General features: G+C 70.2%; 19 protein-coding genes. 6 read left to right on the forward strand and 13 right to left on the reverse strand.

The window, feature by feature from the left end:
* The first annotated feature begins 35 nt into the window (after window positions 1-35).
* The 3 genes from ACZ60M_RS18130 to ACZ60M_RS18140 all read left to right on the forward strand — a co-directional run bounded on the left by ACZ60M_RS18130 (window position 36) and on the right by ACZ60M_RS18140 (window position 2,903).
* Window positions 36-767: a glycerophosphodiester phosphodiesterase gene (locus tag ACZ60M_RS18130; RefSeq protein WP_465419479.1), complete on the forward strand. Its 732-nt coding sequence runs from the start codon at window positions 36-38 to the stop codon at window positions 765-767.
* Window positions 768-883: 116 nt separating this feature from the next.
* Window positions 884-1,285 (forward strand): ATP-binding protein, encoded by a 402-nt coding sequence (locus ACZ60M_RS18135; protein ID WP_465419481.1) that lies wholly within the window; start codon window positions 884-886, stop codon window positions 1,283-1,285.
* Between the two features lie 268 nt (window positions 1,286-1,553).
* Window positions 1,554-2,903 (forward strand): glycosyltransferase 87 family protein, encoded by a 1,350-nt coding sequence (locus tag ACZ60M_RS18140; protein WP_465419482.1) that lies wholly within the window; start codon window positions 1,554-1,556, stop codon window positions 2,901-2,903.
* 7 nt (window positions 2,904-2,910) lie between these two features.
* Here the strand turns inward: ACZ60M_RS18140 and dnaB are convergent, their stop codons facing one another.
* Window positions 2,911-4,398, reverse strand: a complete 1,488-nt coding sequence (gene dnaB, locus ACZ60M_RS18145; RefSeq protein ID WP_465419484.1) for a replicative DNA helicase — start codon at window positions 4,396-4,398, stop codon at window positions 2,911-2,913.
* Window positions 4,399-4,698: 300 nt separating this feature from the next.
* Here dnaB and ACZ60M_RS18150 point away from each other — a divergent pair, with 300 nt between their 5' ends.
* On the forward strand, window positions 4,699-5,088 hold the full coding sequence (locus ACZ60M_RS18150) for a hypothetical protein (RefSeq protein ID WP_465419485.1): 390 nt from the start codon (window positions 4,699-4,701) through the stop codon (window positions 5,086-5,088).
* Between the two features lie 242 nt (window positions 5,089-5,330).
* Here the strand turns inward: ACZ60M_RS18150 and rplI are convergent, their stop codons facing one another.
* The 4 genes from rplI to rpsF are packed head-to-tail and all read right to left on the reverse strand — an operon-like array spanning window position 5,331 to window position 6,952.
* On the reverse strand, window positions 5,331-5,792 hold the full coding sequence (gene rplI, locus ACZ60M_RS18155; protein WP_465419542.1) for a 50S ribosomal protein L9: 462 nt from the start codon (window positions 5,790-5,792) through the stop codon (window positions 5,331-5,333).
* 23 nt (window positions 5,793-5,815) lie between these two features.
* Entirely contained in the window at window positions 5,816-6,061 is a 246-nt protein-coding gene (gene rpsR / locus ACZ60M_RS18160; protein WP_030160643.1) for a 30S ribosomal protein S18, read from the reverse strand.
* Between the two features lie 58 nt (window positions 6,062-6,119).
* Window positions 6,120-6,623, reverse strand: coding sequence for a single-stranded DNA-binding protein (locus tag ACZ60M_RS18165; RefSeq protein ID WP_465419487.1), 504 nt, complete (start codon window positions 6,621-6,623; stop codon window positions 6,120-6,122).
* 38 nt (window positions 6,624-6,661) lie between these two features.
* Window positions 6,662-6,952, reverse strand: coding sequence for a 30S ribosomal protein S6 (gene rpsF / locus ACZ60M_RS18170; RefSeq protein WP_208497184.1), 291 nt, complete (start codon window positions 6,950-6,952; stop codon window positions 6,662-6,664).
* A 268-nt stretch (window positions 6,953-7,220) separates the two neighbouring features.
* Between rpsF and ACZ60M_RS18175 the strand changes: the two genes are divergently transcribed.
* Entirely contained in the window at window positions 7,221-8,882 is a 1,662-nt protein-coding gene (locus ACZ60M_RS18175) for a fumarate hydratase (RefSeq protein WP_465419489.1), read from the forward strand.
* A 47-nt stretch (window positions 8,883-8,929) separates the two neighbouring features.
* Here ACZ60M_RS18175 and ACZ60M_RS18180 read toward each other — a convergent pair whose 3' ends face one another.
* The 4 genes from ACZ60M_RS18180 to ACZ60M_RS18195 form a co-directional block, all read right to left on the reverse strand.
* Window positions 8,930-10,171 carry a chitinase gene (locus tag ACZ60M_RS18180; protein ID WP_465419491.1) on the reverse strand — a complete coding sequence of 414 codons (1,242 nt, stop codon included), beginning with the start codon at window positions 10,169-10,171 and terminating at the stop codon, window positions 8,930-8,932.
* A 165-nt stretch (window positions 10,172-10,336) separates the two neighbouring features.
* Complete coding sequence (locus tag ACZ60M_RS18185) at window positions 10,337-10,702, reverse strand: ArsR/SmtB family transcription factor (RefSeq protein WP_465419493.1); 366 nt, start codon at window positions 10,700-10,702, stop codon at window positions 10,337-10,339.
* A gap of 62 nt (window positions 10,703-10,764) precedes the next feature.
* On the reverse strand, window positions 10,765-11,412 hold the full coding sequence (locus ACZ60M_RS18190) for an SRPBCC family protein (RefSeq protein ID WP_465419495.1): 648 nt from the start codon (window positions 11,410-11,412) through the stop codon (window positions 10,765-10,767).
* Between the two features lie 71 nt (window positions 11,413-11,483).
* Window positions 11,484-12,848, reverse strand: coding sequence for a cystathionine beta-synthase (locus ACZ60M_RS18195; RefSeq protein WP_465419497.1), 1,365 nt, complete (start codon window positions 12,846-12,848; stop codon window positions 11,484-11,486).
* 162 nt (window positions 12,849-13,010) lie between these two features.
* On the opposite strand from ACZ60M_RS18195, the gene gndA reads away from it, so the two are divergent.
* Window positions 13,011-14,441 carry an NADP-dependent phosphogluconate dehydrogenase gene (gene gndA / locus ACZ60M_RS18200; protein ID WP_465419499.1) on the forward strand — a complete coding sequence of 477 codons (1,431 nt, stop codon included), beginning with the start codon at window positions 13,011-13,013 and terminating at the stop codon, window positions 14,439-14,441.
* 66 nt (window positions 14,442-14,507) lie between these two features.
* Here the strand turns inward: gndA and ACZ60M_RS18205 are convergent, their stop codons facing one another.
* Genes ACZ60M_RS18205 through ACZ60M_RS18220 form a run of 4 tightly spaced genes read right to left on the reverse strand, consistent with a single transcriptional unit; the run spans window position 14,508 to window position 16,680 of the window.
* Complete coding sequence (locus tag ACZ60M_RS18205) at window positions 14,508-15,026, reverse strand: NUDIX domain-containing protein (RefSeq protein ID WP_465419501.1); 519 nt, start codon at window positions 15,024-15,026, stop codon at window positions 14,508-14,510.
* A gap of 11 nt (window positions 15,027-15,037) precedes the next feature.
* Window positions 15,038-15,556 carry an NUDIX domain-containing protein gene (locus ACZ60M_RS18210; protein WP_465419503.1) on the reverse strand — a complete coding sequence of 173 codons (519 nt, stop codon included), beginning with the start codon at window positions 15,554-15,556 and terminating at the stop codon, window positions 15,038-15,040.
* Window positions 15,553-16,122 carry an NUDIX hydrolase gene (locus ACZ60M_RS18215; RefSeq protein WP_465419505.1) on the reverse strand — a complete coding sequence of 190 codons (570 nt, stop codon included), beginning with the start codon at window positions 16,120-16,122 and terminating at the stop codon, window positions 15,553-15,555. Before ACZ60M_RS18215 ends, ACZ60M_RS18210 begins: the two co-directional genes overlap by 4 nt.
* A gap of 54 nt (window positions 16,123-16,176) precedes the next feature.
* A complete protein-coding gene (locus ACZ60M_RS18220) occupies window positions 16,177-16,680 on the reverse strand; it encodes an NUDIX hydrolase (RefSeq protein ID WP_465419507.1) in 504 nt (167 codons plus the stop codon).
* Between the last annotated feature and the right edge of the window lie 57 nt (window positions 16,681-16,737).

Here is a 16,737-nt window from a genome sequence, read left to right on the forward strand (position 1 = left end):
GGCCCGACGTCGGACCCACGGTCTATCGTCAAGAAATGTCCCAGCCGCTGATCGCCGCCCACCGAGGCGCGAACGAGTTCCTCCCGGAGCATTCGATCGCCGCGTTCCGGCAGGCCATCGTCGAAGGCGCCGACGGCTTCGAGTTCGACCTCCGCCTCACCGCCGACGGGCAGCTCGTCCTCCACCACGACCGCACCGTCAAACGCACCTCCGGAGCCAAAGGCGCAGTGGCGGATCTCACCCTCGCCCAGTTGCGGGACCTGAACTTCGCCCACCTGTTCCCCGACTGCTCCGGCAACCCCGAAGCCGAGCGCATCCCCACCCTCGAAGACCTCTTCGGCCTCGTCGTCGACTCCGGCAAAGACCTCAAACTGTTCATCGAGGCCAAGCACCCCTCCAAGTTCGGGCCCCGCCTCGAACTGCGCCTGTGGGAGACGCTGCGGCGCTGGCCCGGACTCGATGTGACCGTGATGTCCTTCTCCCGCGCGGCCCTCAGGACCTGGCGCGGCCTCGACGCCGACACGCCGCTGGTGTGGATCTTCGAGTACCCGTTCCGCCGCCCGCCCGAAGGCGTCCAGGTCCTCAGCTCCCGCGTCGACTATCTCGACTCGACCCCCGAATTCGTCGAACGCAGCCACGAAGCGGGCTACCAGGTGTACACCTGGACCGTCAACGACGCCGACACCGCCCACCGGATGGCGGGGCTCGAGGTCGACGTCCTGTTCACCGACCGCCCGGCCGCGATCCGCCAGACCCTCGCGGGCTGAAAGCGCCGCACCTCAAGACGGACTCAGGGTCCGTCCGTAATGCTGGCGTCATCGCAAAGCAACGGGTAGGTTGCTGTATAGCCTCCCCACGGCACGGAGGAAGGAAGGGGACCGCGATGCCCGCTGCGATACCGGCGCCAGAGCGGCTGCGCGTCCCCCACCAGTCCGGGGCCGCGAGCCAGGTCCGCCGGTGGCTGCGCGACTCCCTCCCCGACCTCCCCGACGAAGTCCGCGACGACCTCCTCGTGTGCGCGACCGAGCTCGTCTCCAACGCCGTCCGCCACGCCCGCCCGCTCCCCGGCGGCGACGTGGTCGTCAGCTACGAGCTCGGCCCCGCCGACGTCGAGGTCCGCGTCATCGACGGCGGCTCCCGCACCCACCCGCACGTGTGCGCGGTCAACCTCGACTCCGCGCACGGCCGCGGCATGTTCATCGTGTCCAAACTGTCCACCGACTGGGGCGCCCGCTCCCTCGGCGACGGCACCCAGGAGGTCTGGGCCCGCATCCCGGTGCGCTGAAAGCGAACCCGGACGAGGACAGCCCCGCCCGCACCGGCCCCGCGCGGCCTCGCACGGACCCGGCCCGGCCCTGATCGCGGAACCGAGCCCAGCCCATGCCGTCTCGCCCGGTCCAACCGCCCGACCCGGCCTCGCACGGACCCGGCCCGGCCGGACTGTCGTACCCCCGCGCGACAATCGAACCGGGGGGCCCGGGAGGCCGACACACCCGACCTCGGGGGGCGGCCGCACACCGATCCCGTTCGCGCCGTCCCCGTACGCTGTCCGGGTGTCCAACCGTCCGCTCATCATCGACCTCGCCTTCTACGGCCTGGCCGCGCTCTTCGCGGGCGCCACCGCGCTGTGGACCACCCTCGACTCGCACGCCCAGTGGGGCGCGGTCGCGTTCGGCGGCTACCTGCCCGCCGCGATCTGCGCCGCGATCCTCCTCGCCCAGCCCGGCCCGGTCTGGCGCCGCCGCATGTTCGTCGCCGTCGGCGCCGCCCTCGCCGTCACCGCGATCCCCCTGGTGCTCATGGCCGTCGAACGCGCCAGCGGCGCCAGCGGCCGCGCCCAGGAAGAAGTCCTCGTCGTCGAGTCCTCCGGCCAGCGACTCCTCGACACCGGAAGCCCCTACCTGCACGCCGACCAGATCGCGGCCCTCCCCGAGCCGCTCCTTGGCTACAACCCGTACCAGCCCGGCATGGCCGTCTTCGGCATCCCCGCCGCGGTCTTCGGCGAGCACTGGTGGACCGACGCCCGCGTCTACTTCCTCCTCGCCGCCGCGGCCTGCGCCGTCGGCGCGGCCCGGCTCCTGCGAGGCGGCCCCGGCAGCGACCCGGGCGTCGCGGGCGCCGGCAAGGGCCCGCTCCTGCGCGCCGTCCAGGCCACGTTCGTGTTCCCCGTGTGCGCCTTGACGTTCGCCACCGGCGGCGACGACATGCCCGTCGTCGCGCTCATGGTCCTCGCGCTCGCCTTCGCCCACCGCGAGCGCGGCTTCGCGGCCGGGCTCGCGATCGGCGCGGCCGCCGCCCTCAAGCTCTTCGCCTGGCCAGCGGCCGTCGTCATCGCGTTCCTGTTCTGGCAACAAGGAAGTCTGCGGTCTTGGCGAAGCTTGCGAGCCATAAATGTGCAGAGATACCTCGCCGGTTTCGCGGTCCCCGTCGCCGCGACGATGCTGCCGGTCCTGCTCGTCGACGCCCGCGGGTTCTTCGACAACGTGATCGCCTTCGGCCTCGGCCACGGCGTGGTCACCTCGCCCGCGCAGTCGCCGCTGCCCGGATTCCTTGTCGCCCACTACGTCCCGGGCGGCGACCTCATCGCCCCGGCCCTGCTCGGCCTCGCCGCGCTCGTCATCGCCGGGCTGCTGTGGACGCGCCCGCCGGTGACGGCCGCGTCGGCGGCGCTGTGGTGCGCGGCGGGCCTCTCGGCCGCGTTCCTGCTCATGCCCTCGACCCGGTTCGGGTACCTCCTGTACCCGGTGGTCCTGCTCGGCTGGTGGCTGCCGCTGCGCGACGCCGTGGCGGGCACCGTCACCGGCACGCTCTTCCAGGGCCTCGCCCAGGGCGACGAAGCCGTGGACGAACTCGAGGAGGAGACCGGGCTCGGCCCGTCCATCGCTGTCGAGTGGTGGCGCTGAGCGCCGCTTAGACCGCCATGTCGACGAAGCGCGAGAGGTGCAGCTGGGCCGCCACCGTGATCGTGTCCGTCGCGCCGTTGCGGTGCTTGGCGACGATGAAGTCGGCCTCGCCCGCGCGCGGCGACTCCTTGTCGTAGTAGTCCTCGCGGTGCAGCAGGATGACGACGTCCGCGTCCTGCTCCAGCGAACCGGACTCGCGCAGGTCGGAGAGTTGCGGGCGCTTGTCGGTGCGCTGCTCGGGACCGCGGTTCAGCTGCGCGACCGCGATGACCGGGCACTGCACCTCTTTGGCCAGGAGCTTGAGGCCGCGACTGATTTCCGAGACCTCCTGCTGGCGCGACTCGGTCTTCTTCGGCGAGGTCATGAGCTGCAGGTAGTCGACCACGATGAGCTTGAGGTCGTGGCGCTGCTTGAGCCGCCGGGCCTTGGCCCGGATCTCCATCATCGTCATCGACGCCGTGTCGTCGACGAACAGCGGCGCCTCGGAGATGTCGCCCATGCGCTTGGCCAGGCGCGTCCAGTCGTCGTCGGAGAGGTCGCCCGACCGCAGGACGTGCATCGGCACCCGCGTCTCTGCGCTGAGCAGGCGCATCACGATCTCGAGCTTGCTCATTTCGAGGCTGAACAGGGCCGCGGCGTGCCGGTGGTGGAGCGAGGCGTGCCGCATGAAGTCCATTGCGGCCGTGGACTTGCCGGCACCGGGACGCCCGGCGACGATGATCAGCTGCCCGGCCTGGAGGCCCGAGAGGAGCCGGTCCAGGTCGGCGAAGCCGGTGGGGATGCCGGTCATGAGGCCCTGGCTCGCGCCGATCGCCTCGATCTCGTCCATCGCGGGCTGGAGGAGGTCGGAGAGGACCGCGAAGTCCTCGCTCTGGCGGTTGTCGGTGACCTCGTAGACGGCCTGCTGGGCGAGGTCGACGAGGTCGTCGATGTCGCGCCCGCCCTGGCCGCCGCCGTACCCGTACTGGACGACTTTCGTTCCGGCCTCGATGAGGCGGCGCAGGATCGCCTTCTCCTTGACGATCTTCGCGTAGTACCCGGCGTTCGCGGCCGTGGGCACGGCGTTGAGTAGGTCGTGGAGGTAGGGGCCGCCGCCGATTTTCGCGAGGTCGCCGGTGTCGGCGAGGGCCGCGGCGATCGTGACGGCGTCGGCGGGCTCGCCGTTGCCGAACTTGTCGATGATCGCGTCGAAGACCATGCCGTGCTTGGGCTGGTAGAAGTCGCCCGGGCCGAGCACTTCGATGACGTCGGCGATCGCGTCCTTGCTCATGAGCATGCCGCCGAGGACCGACATCTCGGCCTGGACGTCCTGGGGTGGGGTGCGCTCGTAGGTGCGGGCACCGCCGCCGCCCGAGCCGCGGCCGCCACCGCCGCCGTCGTCGCTGAACGGGTCCTCGGGAGGGGTGTCGAAATAGGAGCTGCTGGAGCCGTTCGCTCCCCGCGAGTAGACGCCTTCCGCCGACACGTCGGTCATGCCGTCCACCCCCTCGGTCACCGTGCGTTCATGGAGAATGTACCGCCCGCATACGACAGATCGGCGGCGTCAACGACGCTATGTCGCGCCGGGCACGGTTGCAAACGGGTCTGTGGACAACCTGTGGACAAAGCTGTGGATAACCTGTGGATAACCGGGCCCGGCCTGTGGACAACCTGTGGACAAGAACGCGATTCGGGCTCGAATAGCGGCGTCGACCTGTGGCGGCGTTGTCCACTGCCTGTGGACGGAGATTCGTTCGTGCCAACTTCCCGCTAAGGTGAGGGGCGACCCCGGCACGGATCAGAGGAGCGAGACCCCATGAACGCCCCCCGGCAACCCGAGCGCAGGCCCCGGCTCGACCCCGACGGCGACGACCGCCCGGGCGAGCGGGCGTTCACGCCGACGTTGCTCGTGACGCTCGCCTGGTACGCGGTGCCGCTCTTCGTCTACCTGGCGTGGGTGCTCTCGCAGCCGCCGGTGGACGCGACGTGCGGCGACGGCGGGTGCACGGTGGCCGGGCGGCTCTCGGCGGCGATCGCGGGCGGCTGGGCGTGGACGCTCTCGGCGCTGACGGCGAGCCTCCTGGTGGCGGTGCTGCTCCGGTTGCCGCGTGCGGGCTGGCGGGCGGGGGTCGCGGGCTCGGCCGCGGCGGTGCTCGGCGCGGGCCTGGTGACGGTGGTGCTGCGGACCGCGGGCTGGGTGATCTGAGCCGGGCGTGGGGCCGGCGCGGCGCCGCCGCGCGGGCGTACGGGCGGCCCCGGGTACCCACCCGATCCCACCTTCACCACTACCAGTGAAAAGGACACCCTCCCATACGGGTACGACAAACCACCGTGAGCTGCGAAAACATTCGGGCGGGCTGCGGGGCGGGTCGCGAAGGACACCAGGCTCCGGGCATGGCGAAGGCCCGCGACCGGAGCGGTCGCGGGCCTCTTGGTCGCTTTCGCGTCCTACTTCTTGCGGCGCTTCGCCGGGGTGACCTGGAGCTTGAACTTCGCGGTCACCTCCGGGTGCAGCTTGACCGTCACGTCGTAGGTGCCGACCGACTTGATCGCGGCGGGCAGCTCGACGCGGCGGCGGTCGATCTTCGGACCCCCGGCCTCGTCGACGGCCTTGACGACGTCGACCGCGGTGATCGAACCGAAGAGACGGTCCCCGTCACCCGTGCGGGCGACGATGTGGGCGTCGGTCTTCTTCAGCTGCTCGGCCACGGTGCGGGCCTGGTCGAGGTCGTGGATCTGGCGGGCCGCACGGGCGCGCTGGATCGAGTCGACTTCCTTCTGGCCGCCCTTGGTCCAGGCGATCGCCAGGCCTTGCGGCAGGAGGTAGTTGCGGCCGTAGCCGTTCTTCACCTCGACCACATCGCCGGCCGAGCCGAGGTTGGGCACCTCATGAGTCAGGATGATCTTCATGTTGCTCATGTCGCGCTCCTTCCTTAGCGGGTCTGGCTGGTGTAGGGAAGCAGAGCCATTTCGCGGGCGTTCTTGACGGCCGCGGCGATCTGGCGCTGCTGCTGGGTGGTCACGCCGGTCACTCGGCGGGCACGGATCTTGCCGCGGTCGGAGATGAACTTCCGCAGCAGCGCCGTGTCCTTGTAGTCGACGTACTCGATACCCTCTTTTTCAAGCGGGTTCGGCTTCTTCTTCGGCTTCCGCAGGGGAGCCGATTTCGGGTTCGCCATGTGTTGTCTTGCCTCTTACTCGAGATCGTTACCGGACTGCCCTAGCGGGCAGCGCCGGTTAGAACGGCGGGTCCTCGTCGAAGCCTCCACCGCCGGCGGAAGCGCCGGCAGGGGCGGCCGAGGCCCAAGGGTCGTCAGGTGCGGAACCACCGGTGTTGCCGCCGCCCCCGAAGGAACGACCGCCACCGCCGGAACCGGCGCCGGACTTGTTGAGCTTCGCGGTGGAAAAGCGCAGCGCGGGGCCGACTTCCTCGACGTCGAGCTCGTACACAGTGCGCTTCTCGCCCTCGCGGGTCTCGTAGCTGCGCTGCTTGAGCCTGCCCTGCACGATCACGCGGGTACCGCGCGAAAGCGACTCGGCGACGTTCTCGGCGTACTGGCGCCAGACGCTGCAGGTGAGGAACAGGGCCTCACCGTCTTTCCACGCGTTCGACTCCTTGTCGAACGCACGCGGAGTTGATGCGATTCGGAACTTCGCGACGGCGGCACCGGACGGCGTGTAACGCAGTTCGGGGTCGTCGACGAGGTTGCCGATAACCGTGATGACTGTTTCGCCTGCCATGACCTGGTCTCCTAAGGTCTCGCAGTTACAGGGTCGGGTTACCGAAGCTCCGGTCGCAGCACCTTGGTGCGCAGCACCGACTCGTTGAGCCGGAGCTGACGGTCCATCTCAGCGACGGGACCGGGCTCGGACTGCAGGTCGATGACGGCGTAGACGCCCTCGTTGCTCTTGTTGATCTCGTAGGCGAGACGGCGCCGGCCCCAGACGTCGATCTTGTCGACGGTCCCTCCGGCGTCCTTGACGCCCTTCAGGAACTTGTCCAGCGTCGGGCTGACCTGTGCTTCCTCGATGTTCGGTTCGAGGATCACCATGAGTTCGTAGTGCCGCAAGATCGCTCCACCCCCTTTGGTCTCAACGGCTGCGGTCTCTCCGCAGCAGGAGGATTCACTTGCGCGTGCCGCCCCGCCCCCAGCAGGGGCCGGAACGGACGACCGGGCAATCGTACCTGCTTACAGGCGGTGCGACTGCAGTGCGCCGCCTGAGTGTGACGCTACCGGCCGGGTACGACATTCCCCGCCCCGACACCGGGCGCCCCGAGCCCCGACTGAGCTTCGCCTCACACACGGCCCGCGCACCGTGCGCGCTAAGTTGGAACGCGTGACATCGGAGTTCCAGTACACCGAACAGATTCCCCTCGGCCCCGACACCGCCGAGTACCGCCTGATCACCGCGGACGGGGTGAACACGGTCGAGGCCGCCGGGAGGCGCTTCCTCACAGTGGAGCCCGAGGCGCTCACGCTGCTCGCCCGCGAGGCCGTCAAGGACATCTCGCACTTCCTGCGCCCCGCGCACCTCGCCCAGCTCCGCTCCATCCTCGACGACCCCGAGGCCAGCGGCAACGACCGGTTCGTGGCGATGGACCTGCTCAAGAACGCGAACATCGCCTCCGGCGAGGTCCTGCCGATGTGCCAGGACACGGGCACGGCGATCGTCATGGGCAAGCGCGGGCAGCACGTCCTCACCGACGGCCGCGACGCCGAGCACCTCTCGCGCGGCGTGTGGCAGGCCTACCGCGACCTCAACCTCCGGTACAGCCAGATGGCGCCGGTGACCATGTGGGACGAGAAGAACACCGGCTCGAACCTGCCCGCGCAGATCGAGCTGTACGCCGAGGGCGACGACGCGTACAAGTTCCTGTTCATGGCCAAGGGCGGCGGCTCGGCGAACAAGTCGTTCCTGTTCCAGGAGACGAAGGCGATCCTCAACCCGGACGCGATGCTGCGGTTCCTGGAGGAGAAGCTGCGGGGCATCGGCACCTCCGCGTGCCCGCCGTACCACCTGGCCATCGTCATCGGCGGCACGAGCGCCGAGTACGCGCTGAAGGCCGCGAAGTACGCGTCGGCGAAGTACCTCGACGGGATGCCCGTGGAGGGCTCGCCGCTCGGGCGCGGCTTCCGCGACGTCGAGCTCGAGCAGGAGGTGCTGGCCCTCACCCGCCAGTTCGGGATCGGCGCGCAGTTCGGCGGCAAGTACTTCTGCCACGACGTCCGCGTGATCCGCCTGCCGCGCCACGGCGCATCCCTGCCGGTGGCGATCGCGGTCTCGTGCTCGGCGGACCGCCAGGCCACGGCCAAGATCACCGCCGAGGGCGTGTTCCTGGAGCAGCTGGAGACGGACCCGAGCCGGTACGTGCCTGACGTGCAGGAGGACGACCTCGACGAGGACGTCGTGCGCGTCGACCTCAACCGGCCGATGAGCGAGATCCGCGCCGAGCTCGCGAAGTACCCGGTGAAGACCCGGGTGTCGCTCACGGGCACGCTCGTGGTCGCGCGCGACATCGCGCACGCCAAGATCAAGGAGCGCCTGGACGCGGGCGAGCCGATGCCGCAGTACCTGCGCGACCACGCGGTCTACTACGCGGGCCCGGCGAAGACCCCCGAGGGGTACGCGTCCGGCTCGTTCGGTCCGACGACGGCCGGGCGCATGGACACGTACGTCGAGCAGTTCCAGGCGGCAGGCGGCTCGTTCGTCATGCTCGCCAAGGGCAACCGCTCCGACCAGGTCACGAACGCCTGCCGGGACCACGGCGGGTTCTACCTGGGTTCGATCGGCGGCCCGGCCGCGAAGCTCGCGCAGGACAACATCAAGTCGATGGAGGTCCTGGAATACCCGGAGCTGGGCATGGAGGCGGTCTGGAAGATCGAGGTCGAGGACTTCCCGGCGTTCATCGTGGTGGACGACAAGGGCAACGACTTCTACGCCGAGACCCGCAAGCCCGTGCTGACGGTGGGCCGCAAGCCGAAGCTGCGCGTCGGCTAGCCACGGATCAATAGGGGCGGGGCCGTTCTCGGCCCCGCCCCGTTTCGCTACGGCAGGCTGGAGAAGTGCCCGCCCACGGTGTTCGCGAACTTGTAGCCGCTGGTCTTGTCCCAGTTGATCGACCAGGTCATGGCCCCGCCGATACCGGGGTAGGCCTGGTCGGGCGTGAAGTCGCCGCAGTTGGCGAGCTTCGTGAGGCAGTCCAGGGCGTTGTTGACCATCGACGGGTCCACATAGCCCGAACCGGCGGCGCTGGACACGGCCGGGAGGCCGAGGCCGACCTGGCTGGGCGCGAGCCCGGCTTCGAGCTGGATGCACGCCTGGGCGGTCAGGAAGTCGACGTCGCCCTGGGCGTACACCTGGCCGTCGCAGCCGAGCATCGAACCGGAGTTGTAGTACTGCATGTTGACGATCGTCAGGATGTCCTTGGTCTTCGTCGCGAGCTGGTAGTACCCGGCCGAAGTGGACTGGAAGTCGATCGTCTGCGGCGCCATCGTGTACGTGAAGCCCGGCTTCGCGGCGCTGACGGCGCGCAGCGCGGTCTCCAGGGCCCCGGCGTTGATGCCGTGCTCGAGGTCGATGTCGACGCCGTCGAAGCCGTACTCGTCCATCAGCCCGATCACCGAGCTGGAGAACGCGGACGCGGTCGTCGCGTCGTTGACGGTGACGTTGCCCTTCTCGCCGCCGACCGAGATCACGACGTGGCGGCCCTGGGCTTTGAGCGCGGTGATGTCGGCCTTGAACTCGGCCTCGGTGTACCCGGCGGCGGTGAGGCTCGCGTCGAGTGCGAAGTCGACCTGCCCGGTGGTGGTCGTGGCCTCGGCGAACGCGATCGCGACGATGTCGTACGCGGCGGGGATCGCGTTGAGCTCCATGACGCCCGAGCCGTTGTCGAAGTTGTGCCAGTACCCGGTGAGGTGCGCGTCGCCCGAGCCGGGCTCGCCGGTGGGCTCCTCGGTGGGTTCCTGCGTGGGCTCACTGGTGGTGGGAGCGGTGGTGGGCGAGGTCGTCGGCTCGGAGCCGGCGCAGGCGCCGAGGTCCTGCCAGACGCCCCATTCGCCGGTGGTGCCGGGGGTTTCACCGGTGGTCCACCACTTGGCCTTGTACTCGCGGCCGTCGTGGCTGACGAGGTCGCCGCCGACGTAGATCTCGCTCGAGACCCAGGCGGTCCCGGTGCAGGCGGTCTCGGCGGAGGCGTTGCCCGCCAAAGCCATCGGCACGGCGACGGCGGCGCCCGCCGCGGCGAGGGTGGCGGCGGCGATGATCGCGGTTCTGCGGATGCGTCCCAAGGGGCCTCCAAAGATAAAGAATCCTAAATATAACCTCCTCATGTTGTCCGGACGCGCCGCGAATGTCAAGGAACCCGAAGCAGAAAAATCCGACTCGCCCGGTTTGCGGTTGCGCTCTGCAAGGCCCGCAATGGAACGAATCGGATACTTTCCTATTTGGATCGGCTACGCGGCTTTGCGGCGGACGCGGTCCCCGGCGAGGCGGCGCTCCCGCTTGCCGCGCGCCAGCTCGGTCTCCAGGGCGTCGAGCGGCCCGCTGAACGTGTCCGCGAACCGCTCCAGCCAGGCCCGGACCGCGTCGAGCCCGGCGTTGTCGACGCCGTAGATCCGCCTGGTCCCCTCGGCCCGCACGGTCACGAGCCCGGCCTCGCGCAGCACCTTCAAGTGCTGCGAGACGGCCGGCTGCGAGATCCCCGAGTGCGCCTGCAGGATCTCGGCGACGGCCCCGGCCGGGCGTTCGCCGTCGGCCAGGATCTCCATGATCCGGCGGCGCACCGGGTCGCCGAGGGCGTCGAACACCGTATCGGCCATGGGAACTCGCTTTCAGGACACGCGGGGGCGCAGGCGTGGGACCGCGCCATTATGCCGTCTCGCTATTTGCTCTCAGGCGGCACGGTGAAGAACCGGATGGCGTTCGCCGCCGCCGCGTTCGCGGCCTCGGGGTCGTCGCCGTCGGCGATCGCAGCCGCGCCCCAGGCCTCGCCCGCGGTGGTCGAGAACCGGACGCCCACAGGGCCGATCGCCCACTGCTCGGCTTCGGCCTGGTCGATGTCCTCGCCGCCGCTGACGTGCAGGTCGAGCCCGAACAGCGCCGAGTCCCAGCCGATGCCGACCGCGCCGGGGCCGAACCGGCCCCAGAACTCGGGGTCCACGGGCGCCTCGTGGACGAGTTCGAGCAGCGTGTCGTTGCCCGCTTCGCGCAGGTGCACCGCGACCCAGGACAGGCCGCCCCCGAACTCCCAGGTGACGGCGAGGTCGGCGGGCGCGTCGCACTGCTCGATGCGGCCCCCGGCGTTGCCTTCGAGCTGGTAGGTGCCGCCGAGTTCGAGGTCCCCGCTGAGCGGCAGGAACCAGCGCGGCAGCCGCTTGGGGCTGGTGATCGCGTCCCAGACGTCCGCCCGGTCGGCGCGGTAGGTGCGGCGGGCGACCACGAGCCTGGTCGGCCTGCCGTCGCGCTCACCGGTGCGGACTTCCCGCGCGACCGCGTTGACGGCCTCGATCGGGTCCACTGCGTCGAACATGTGCCCTCCTAATATAAGTTGCAACTTATATTAGGAGGGCGTCGCGGGTCGCGTCCAGGAAACCGCCGAAATCAGTGCTCGACGTAACTCAGCAAGTCCTGCCGGGTGAGCACGCCGACCGGCTTGCCCTCGGCGAACACCATGAGCGCGTCCCGGTCGTGCAGCGCCGCGACGGCCCGCTCGACCTGCTCGCCCGAGCCGATCGTCGGCAGCGCCGCGCCGATGTGCCGCTCGATCGGGTCGTGCAGCGTCGCCCGCCCCGAGAACAGGGCGTCCATCAGGTCGCGCTCGGCCACGGCTCCGGCCACCTCGCCGCTGGTCACCGGCGGCTCGGCCTTGAGCACCGGCATCTGGCTGACCCCGTACTGGCGCATGATGTCGATCGCCTCGCGCACCGTGTCCTGCGGGTGCACGTGGACGAGCTCGGGGATCTCGGCGCCCTTGCTGGCCAGGACCTCGCCCACGGTGGTTTCGCCGGAGCCGCCCATGAACCCGAACTCGGTCATCCACGCGTCGTTGAAGATCTTCGAGAGGTACCCGCGCCCGCCGTCGGGCAGGATCACCACGATGACGTCGTCCGGACCCGCATCGCGGGCGACCGCCAGGGCCCCGACCACGGCCATCCCCGCGGAACCGCCCACGAGCAGGCCCTCCTCGCGGGCGAGGCGCCGCGTCATCGCGAACGACTCGGCGTCGGTGACCTCCACGATCCGGTCGGCCAGCTTCCGGTCGTAGTTCTCGGGCCAGAAGTCCTCGCCCACGCCCTCGACCAGGTACGGCCGCCCGGTGCCGCCCGAGTACACCGAGCCCTCCGGGTCGGCGCCCACGACCTGCACCTTCCCGCCCGAGACCTCCTTGAGGTACCGGCCGATCCCGGTGATCGTGCCGCCCGTGCCGACCCCGGCGACCAGGTGCGTGATCTTCCCGTCCGTCTGCTTCCACAGCTCCGGCCCGGTCTGCGCGTAGTGGGACGCGGGGTTCGCCGGGTTCGAGTACTGGTCGGGCTTCCACGCGCCCTCGATCTCGTGGATGAGCCGGTCGGAGACCTTGTAGTAGGAGCGCGGGTCCTCCGGGTCGACCGCGGTGGGGCACACCACGACCTCCGCGCCGTAGGCCTTCAGGACGTTCCGCTTGTCCTCGGAGACCTTGTCCGGGCACACGAACACGCACTGGTAGCCGCGCTGCTGGGCGACCATCGCCAGGCCCACGCCGGTGTTCCCGCTCGTGGGCTCCACGATCGTCCCGCCCGGCTTGAGCGCGCCGGAGGCCTCGGCCTCGTCGATCATGCGCTGGGCGATGCGGTCCTTGATGGACCCGCCGGGGTTGAGGTACTCGACCTTCGCGAGCACGGTGGCCTGGACGCCCTCGGTGACCGAGTTCAGCCGCACCAGCGGGGTGTTGCCGATGAGGTCGAGCACGGTTTCGTAGTACTGCATGCTCACAGCCTAGGCCCGCCGCCCGTGCGACCGGGACAGTCCGCGCCCTGTGTCCGTGCGGGGTGTCCCGCTGCGTGGATACGATCGGCGGTGGGACCGCCCCCGCCTCGCCGCTCGGCGAGAATCGGGGCGCACACCTCTTACGCAACGTTGGGAGACCGAATGAGCACCGCTGACATCGGCGTGGTGGGGCTGGCCGTCATGGGCTCGAACCTCGCCAGGAACTTCGCCCGCCACGGCTTCACCGTCGCCGTCTACAACCGCACGCACGCCAAGACCACCGAGCTGATCGAGGCCCACGGCGATGAAGGCGACTTCGTCCCCTCCGAGGAGCTCGCCGACTTCGTCGCCTCCCTCAAACGCCCCCGCAAGGCCATGATCATGGTCCAGGCCGGGAACGCCACCGACGCCGTCATCGACCAGCTCGCCGCGCTCATGGAGCCCGGCGACATGATCATCGACGGCGGCAACGCCCACTTCGAGAACACGCGCCGCCGCGAAGCGGCCCTGCGCGAGAAGGGCCTGCACTTCGTCGGCACCGGCGTCTCCGGCGGCGAAGAGGGCGCGCTCCTGGGCCCCGCGATCATGCCCGGCGGCTCCGAGGAGTCCTACGAGACCCTCGGCCCGATCCTCGAGGCCATCAGCGCCAAGGCCCCCGACGGCACCCCGTGCTGCTCGCGCCTGGGCCCCGACGGCGCCGGGCACTTCGTCAAGATGGTGCACAACGGCATCGAGTACTCCGACATGCAGCTCATCGGCGAGGCCTACGACCTCCTGCGCCGCGGCGTCGGCATCGAACCGGCCGACCTCGCCAAGATCTTCTCGGAGTGGAACGCCGGCGAGCTCGACTCCTACCTCATCGAGGTGACCGCCGAGGTCCTCGGCCACACCGACGCCGCCACCGGCAAGCCGCTCGTCGACGTCATCGTCGACCAGGCCGGCCAGAAGGGCACCGGCCGCTGGACCGTGCAGATCGCCCTCGACCTGGGCGTCCCCGTCACCGGCATCGCCGAGGCCACGTTCGCCCGCGCCCTCTCCTCGGGCGTGAAGCAGCGCGAAGGCGCCGTCGACGTCCTCACCGGCCCCACCGGCAAAGTGGACTTCCCCGAGCACTTCGTCGAGGACGTCCGCCAGGCGCTCTATGCCTCCAAGATCGTCGCGTACGCCCAGGGCTTCGACCAGATCGCGGCCGCCAGCGCCGAGTACGACTGGAACATCGACCTCGGCTCCTGCTCGGCCCTGTGGCGCGCGGGCTGCATCATCCGGGCGCGCTTCCTCGACCGCATCACCGAGGCGTGGCGCTCCGACCCGGAGCTGCCGACGCTGCTGGCGGCGCCGGAGTTCACGAAGATCGTGACGGACGCGCAGGACGCGTGGCGCCGGGTCGTCTCGACCGCCGCGCTCGCCGGCATCCCGACGCCGGGTTTCTCGTCGGCGCTGGCGTACTACGACGGGCTGCGTTCGCGCCGCCTCCCGGCGGCCCTGATCCAGGGGCAGCGGGACTTCTTCGGTGCGCACACCTACAAGCGGGTCGACCGCGAGGGCACGTTCCACACGGACTGGTCCGGGGACCGCAGCGAGATCGAACTGTAAGGGCCGCAGGGCTTTCGACGGCGCCGCCCCCGCTCGTATCGAGCGGGGGCGGCGCCGTGCGTGTGCCTAGTGGCCCCAGCGGGGGCTGTAGGTGCCGCCGAGGTCGACCGGCTCCGTGGGAATGTCGCCGTCGCGCAGGCGCTTGACGAGCTGGACGGTGCGGTCGGGCAGGAGTGTCCCGTCGGCTGCGCCGCACTGCTCGATCGGCAGCCACGCGAACTCGAAATGCTGCTCGTAGGCGTCGCCGCCGGAGATGCGCGGCGTGAAGCGCTCGGTGCGGTGGAAGAAGTACCAGTTCTTCTGGACCAGCAGGCGGCCCTTCGGGAACGCCGTGAACACGCCGAACGCGACCGGGCCGATGAGCGCTTCCGGGTCGATCGCGTACCCGGTCTCCTCGGCGGCCTCCCGGACGGCGGCCGCGTGCAGGTCCTCGCCGTCCTCGACGCCGCCGCCGGGCGTGATCCAGCGGGTGATCCCGTCCAGGCACTGGTCGCCGCCCTCGTGGAGGACGGTGTCGTACTGGTCGAGGATCAGGATGCGGGCGGCGGTGCGGAAGGCCGCGCCGGTCTCGGACTCGATGCTCACAGGGGTGCTCCTCACGCCGCGTCGAGCTGGCGGCCGATGGTGTCGAGCAGGACGGGCTCGGCGGGGACGTCGCCGGAGATCAGCCGCTTCACCAGGTGCAGCAGCGGCTCGACCTGCTCGAATCCGTCGGTGGACAGGAACTCGTCCACCGGTATCCAGTTGAACTGCAGGTCCTGCTCGTAGGCGTCGCCGCCGGTCACCTTCGCCTCGAAGCGGTCGACGCGCACGAGGAAGAAGTGGTTCTCCTGCGTGAACACGGAGTCGGGGCGGACCTTGCGGTAGTGCTGGCGGGCGACCGGGCCGATGAGGTCGTCGGGGTCGACCCGCAGGCCGGTCTCCTCGTAGAGTTCGCGCGCGGCCGCGTCCCGCATGGACTCGCCCGGGTCGATGCCGCCGCCGGGGAGGATCCAGCGGGCGGGGCGCTCGGGGGTCGCGTATCCGCCGATGAACAGGACGCAGTCCTGTTCATCCACGATGATGCCGCGGGCGCCTCGCCGGTCGATTCGAGTGGGTTCGTTCGTCGGGCTCACCGGTCAAGTATGGGGGCGCGCTCGGTGACCGTCCAGCCCCTATCGGCGTCCCATCGCCAAGCGCCCCACGGGACCTGAACGGGCGCAACGGGAACCGCGCCGCCCAGGAGTCCCTTGAGCAGGCCCGCGATCCGGGCGGGGAACACCAGCGCGTCCGCTTCCGCGATTTCGTCGAGCGTGAGCCACCGGGCGGCGGTGAACTCGGCCTGCTCGATCTCTTCGAGCCGGTCGCGCACCGGGTCGAAATGCGGCACGCGCAGGAAGAAGAACGAGTCCCGGGAGTGGATCACCAGGTCGGGGCTGTCCGACCAGTCGCCCTCGGATTCGGCCACCACGGGGCCGAGCGCGCCCGGGTCGATCCGCAGCCCGGTCTCCTCGAACACCTCCCGGGCCGCGCCCTCCTGCAGGCTCTCGCCCGCGTCGAGCCCGCCGCCGGGCGTCACGTAGTACTCCACGCCCGGGCCCATGTAGTCGCGGCTGTAGAACAGCAGCACCCGGTCGTCCTCGTCCACGAGCAGCACCCGCGCGCACCGGCGCCGCACCACCGCGGCCTCAGGGGAATCCATGCGCCCGAGTATCCGCACGGTCTGCGCCCGCGTCCAGCCGCGCAGGTCACCCCGCTAGGTCAGGTCCACCCAGGGCAGCTCGACCGGCTCCTCCGGTCGCTCGCCCGCGAATAGGCGCTTGAGCAGGCCCGTGAGGCCGATCGGGAAGACAATCGCGTCGGTTGCGTCAAGATCCGCGAGCGAGAGCCACTCGCCCCGCAGGATCTCGTTCCGCTCGCCCTCGTCGAGGCCGCTGAAGTCGGGCTCGAAACGCGCGGTGCGCAAGAAGAAGTAGTGCTCTTCCGCATGGAACCGGCGCCCCGAGTTCGTGATCCAGGGCCCCTCCCTGCGGCACACCACCGCGCCCAGGACTTCAGGTGCGACCCGCAGGCCCGTCTCCTCGCGCAGCTCCCGCGCCGCCGCCTCGGCGAGCGACTCGCCCTCGTCGACACCGCCTCCCACGGTGAAGTAGTAGCCCGCGCCGCGCGCCGGCGACTCGCGGTTGAAGAACAGCAGCACATGCTCGTCTTCGTCGACAAGGAGCACGCGCGCCGAGCGCCGGAGAGGGGGATTCGTCATGTACACCAGACTAAGACGGGTGGCAAGCCGTTTCCGCGGGGCGCGGATCGGCCCGCG

It is taken from the genome of Glycomyces sp. NPDC050141, from assembly GCF_055586545.1.

Bases quoted from the DNA above. Each gene is read 5' to 3' on its own strand.
- ACZ60M_RS18130 (WP_465419479.1), top strand. From the start codon at position 36: ATGTCCCAGCCGCTGATCGCCGCCCACCGAGGCGCGAACGAGTTCCTC.
- ACZ60M_RS18135 (WP_465419481.1), top strand. From the start codon at position 884: ATGCCCGCTGCGATACCGGCGCCAGAGCGGCTGCGCGTCCCCCACCAG.
- ACZ60M_RS18150 (WP_465419485.1), top strand. From the start codon at position 4,699: ATGAACGCCCCCCGGCAACCCGAGCGCAGGCCCCGGCTCGACCCCGAC.
- rplI (WP_465419542.1), bottom strand. From the start codon at position 5,792: ATGAAGATCATCCTGACTCATGAGGTGCCCAACCTCGGCTCGGCCGGC.
- rpsR (WP_030160643.1), bottom strand. From the start codon at position 6,061: ATGGCGAACCCGAAATCGGCTCCCCTGCGGAAGCCGAAGAAGAAGCCG.
- ACZ60M_RS18165 (WP_465419487.1), bottom strand. From the start codon at position 6,623: ATGGCAGGCGAAACAGTCATCACGGTTATCGGCAACCTCGTCGACGAC.
- ACZ60M_RS18185 (WP_465419493.1), bottom strand. From the start codon at position 10,702: ATGGCCGATACGGTGTTCGACGCCCTCGGCGACCCGGTGCGCCGCCGG.
- ACZ60M_RS18190 (WP_465419495.1), bottom strand. From the start codon at position 11,412: ATGTTCGACGCAGTGGACCCGATCGAGGCCGTCAACGCGGTCGCGCGG.
- ACZ60M_RS18195 (WP_465419497.1), bottom strand. From the start codon at position 12,848: ATGCAGTACTACGAAACCGTGCTCGACCTCATCGGCAACACCCCGCTG.
- gndA (WP_465419499.1), top strand. From the start codon at position 13,011: ATGAGCACCGCTGACATCGGCGTGGTGGGGCTGGCCGTCATGGGCTCG.
- ACZ60M_RS18215 (WP_465419505.1), bottom strand. From the start codon at position 16,122: ATGGATTCCCCTGAGGCCGCGGTGGTGCGGCGCCGGTGCGCGCGGGTG.
- ACZ60M_RS18220 (WP_465419507.1), bottom strand. From the start codon at position 16,680: ATGACGAATCCCCCTCTCCGGCGCTCGGCGCGCGTGCTCCTTGTCGAC.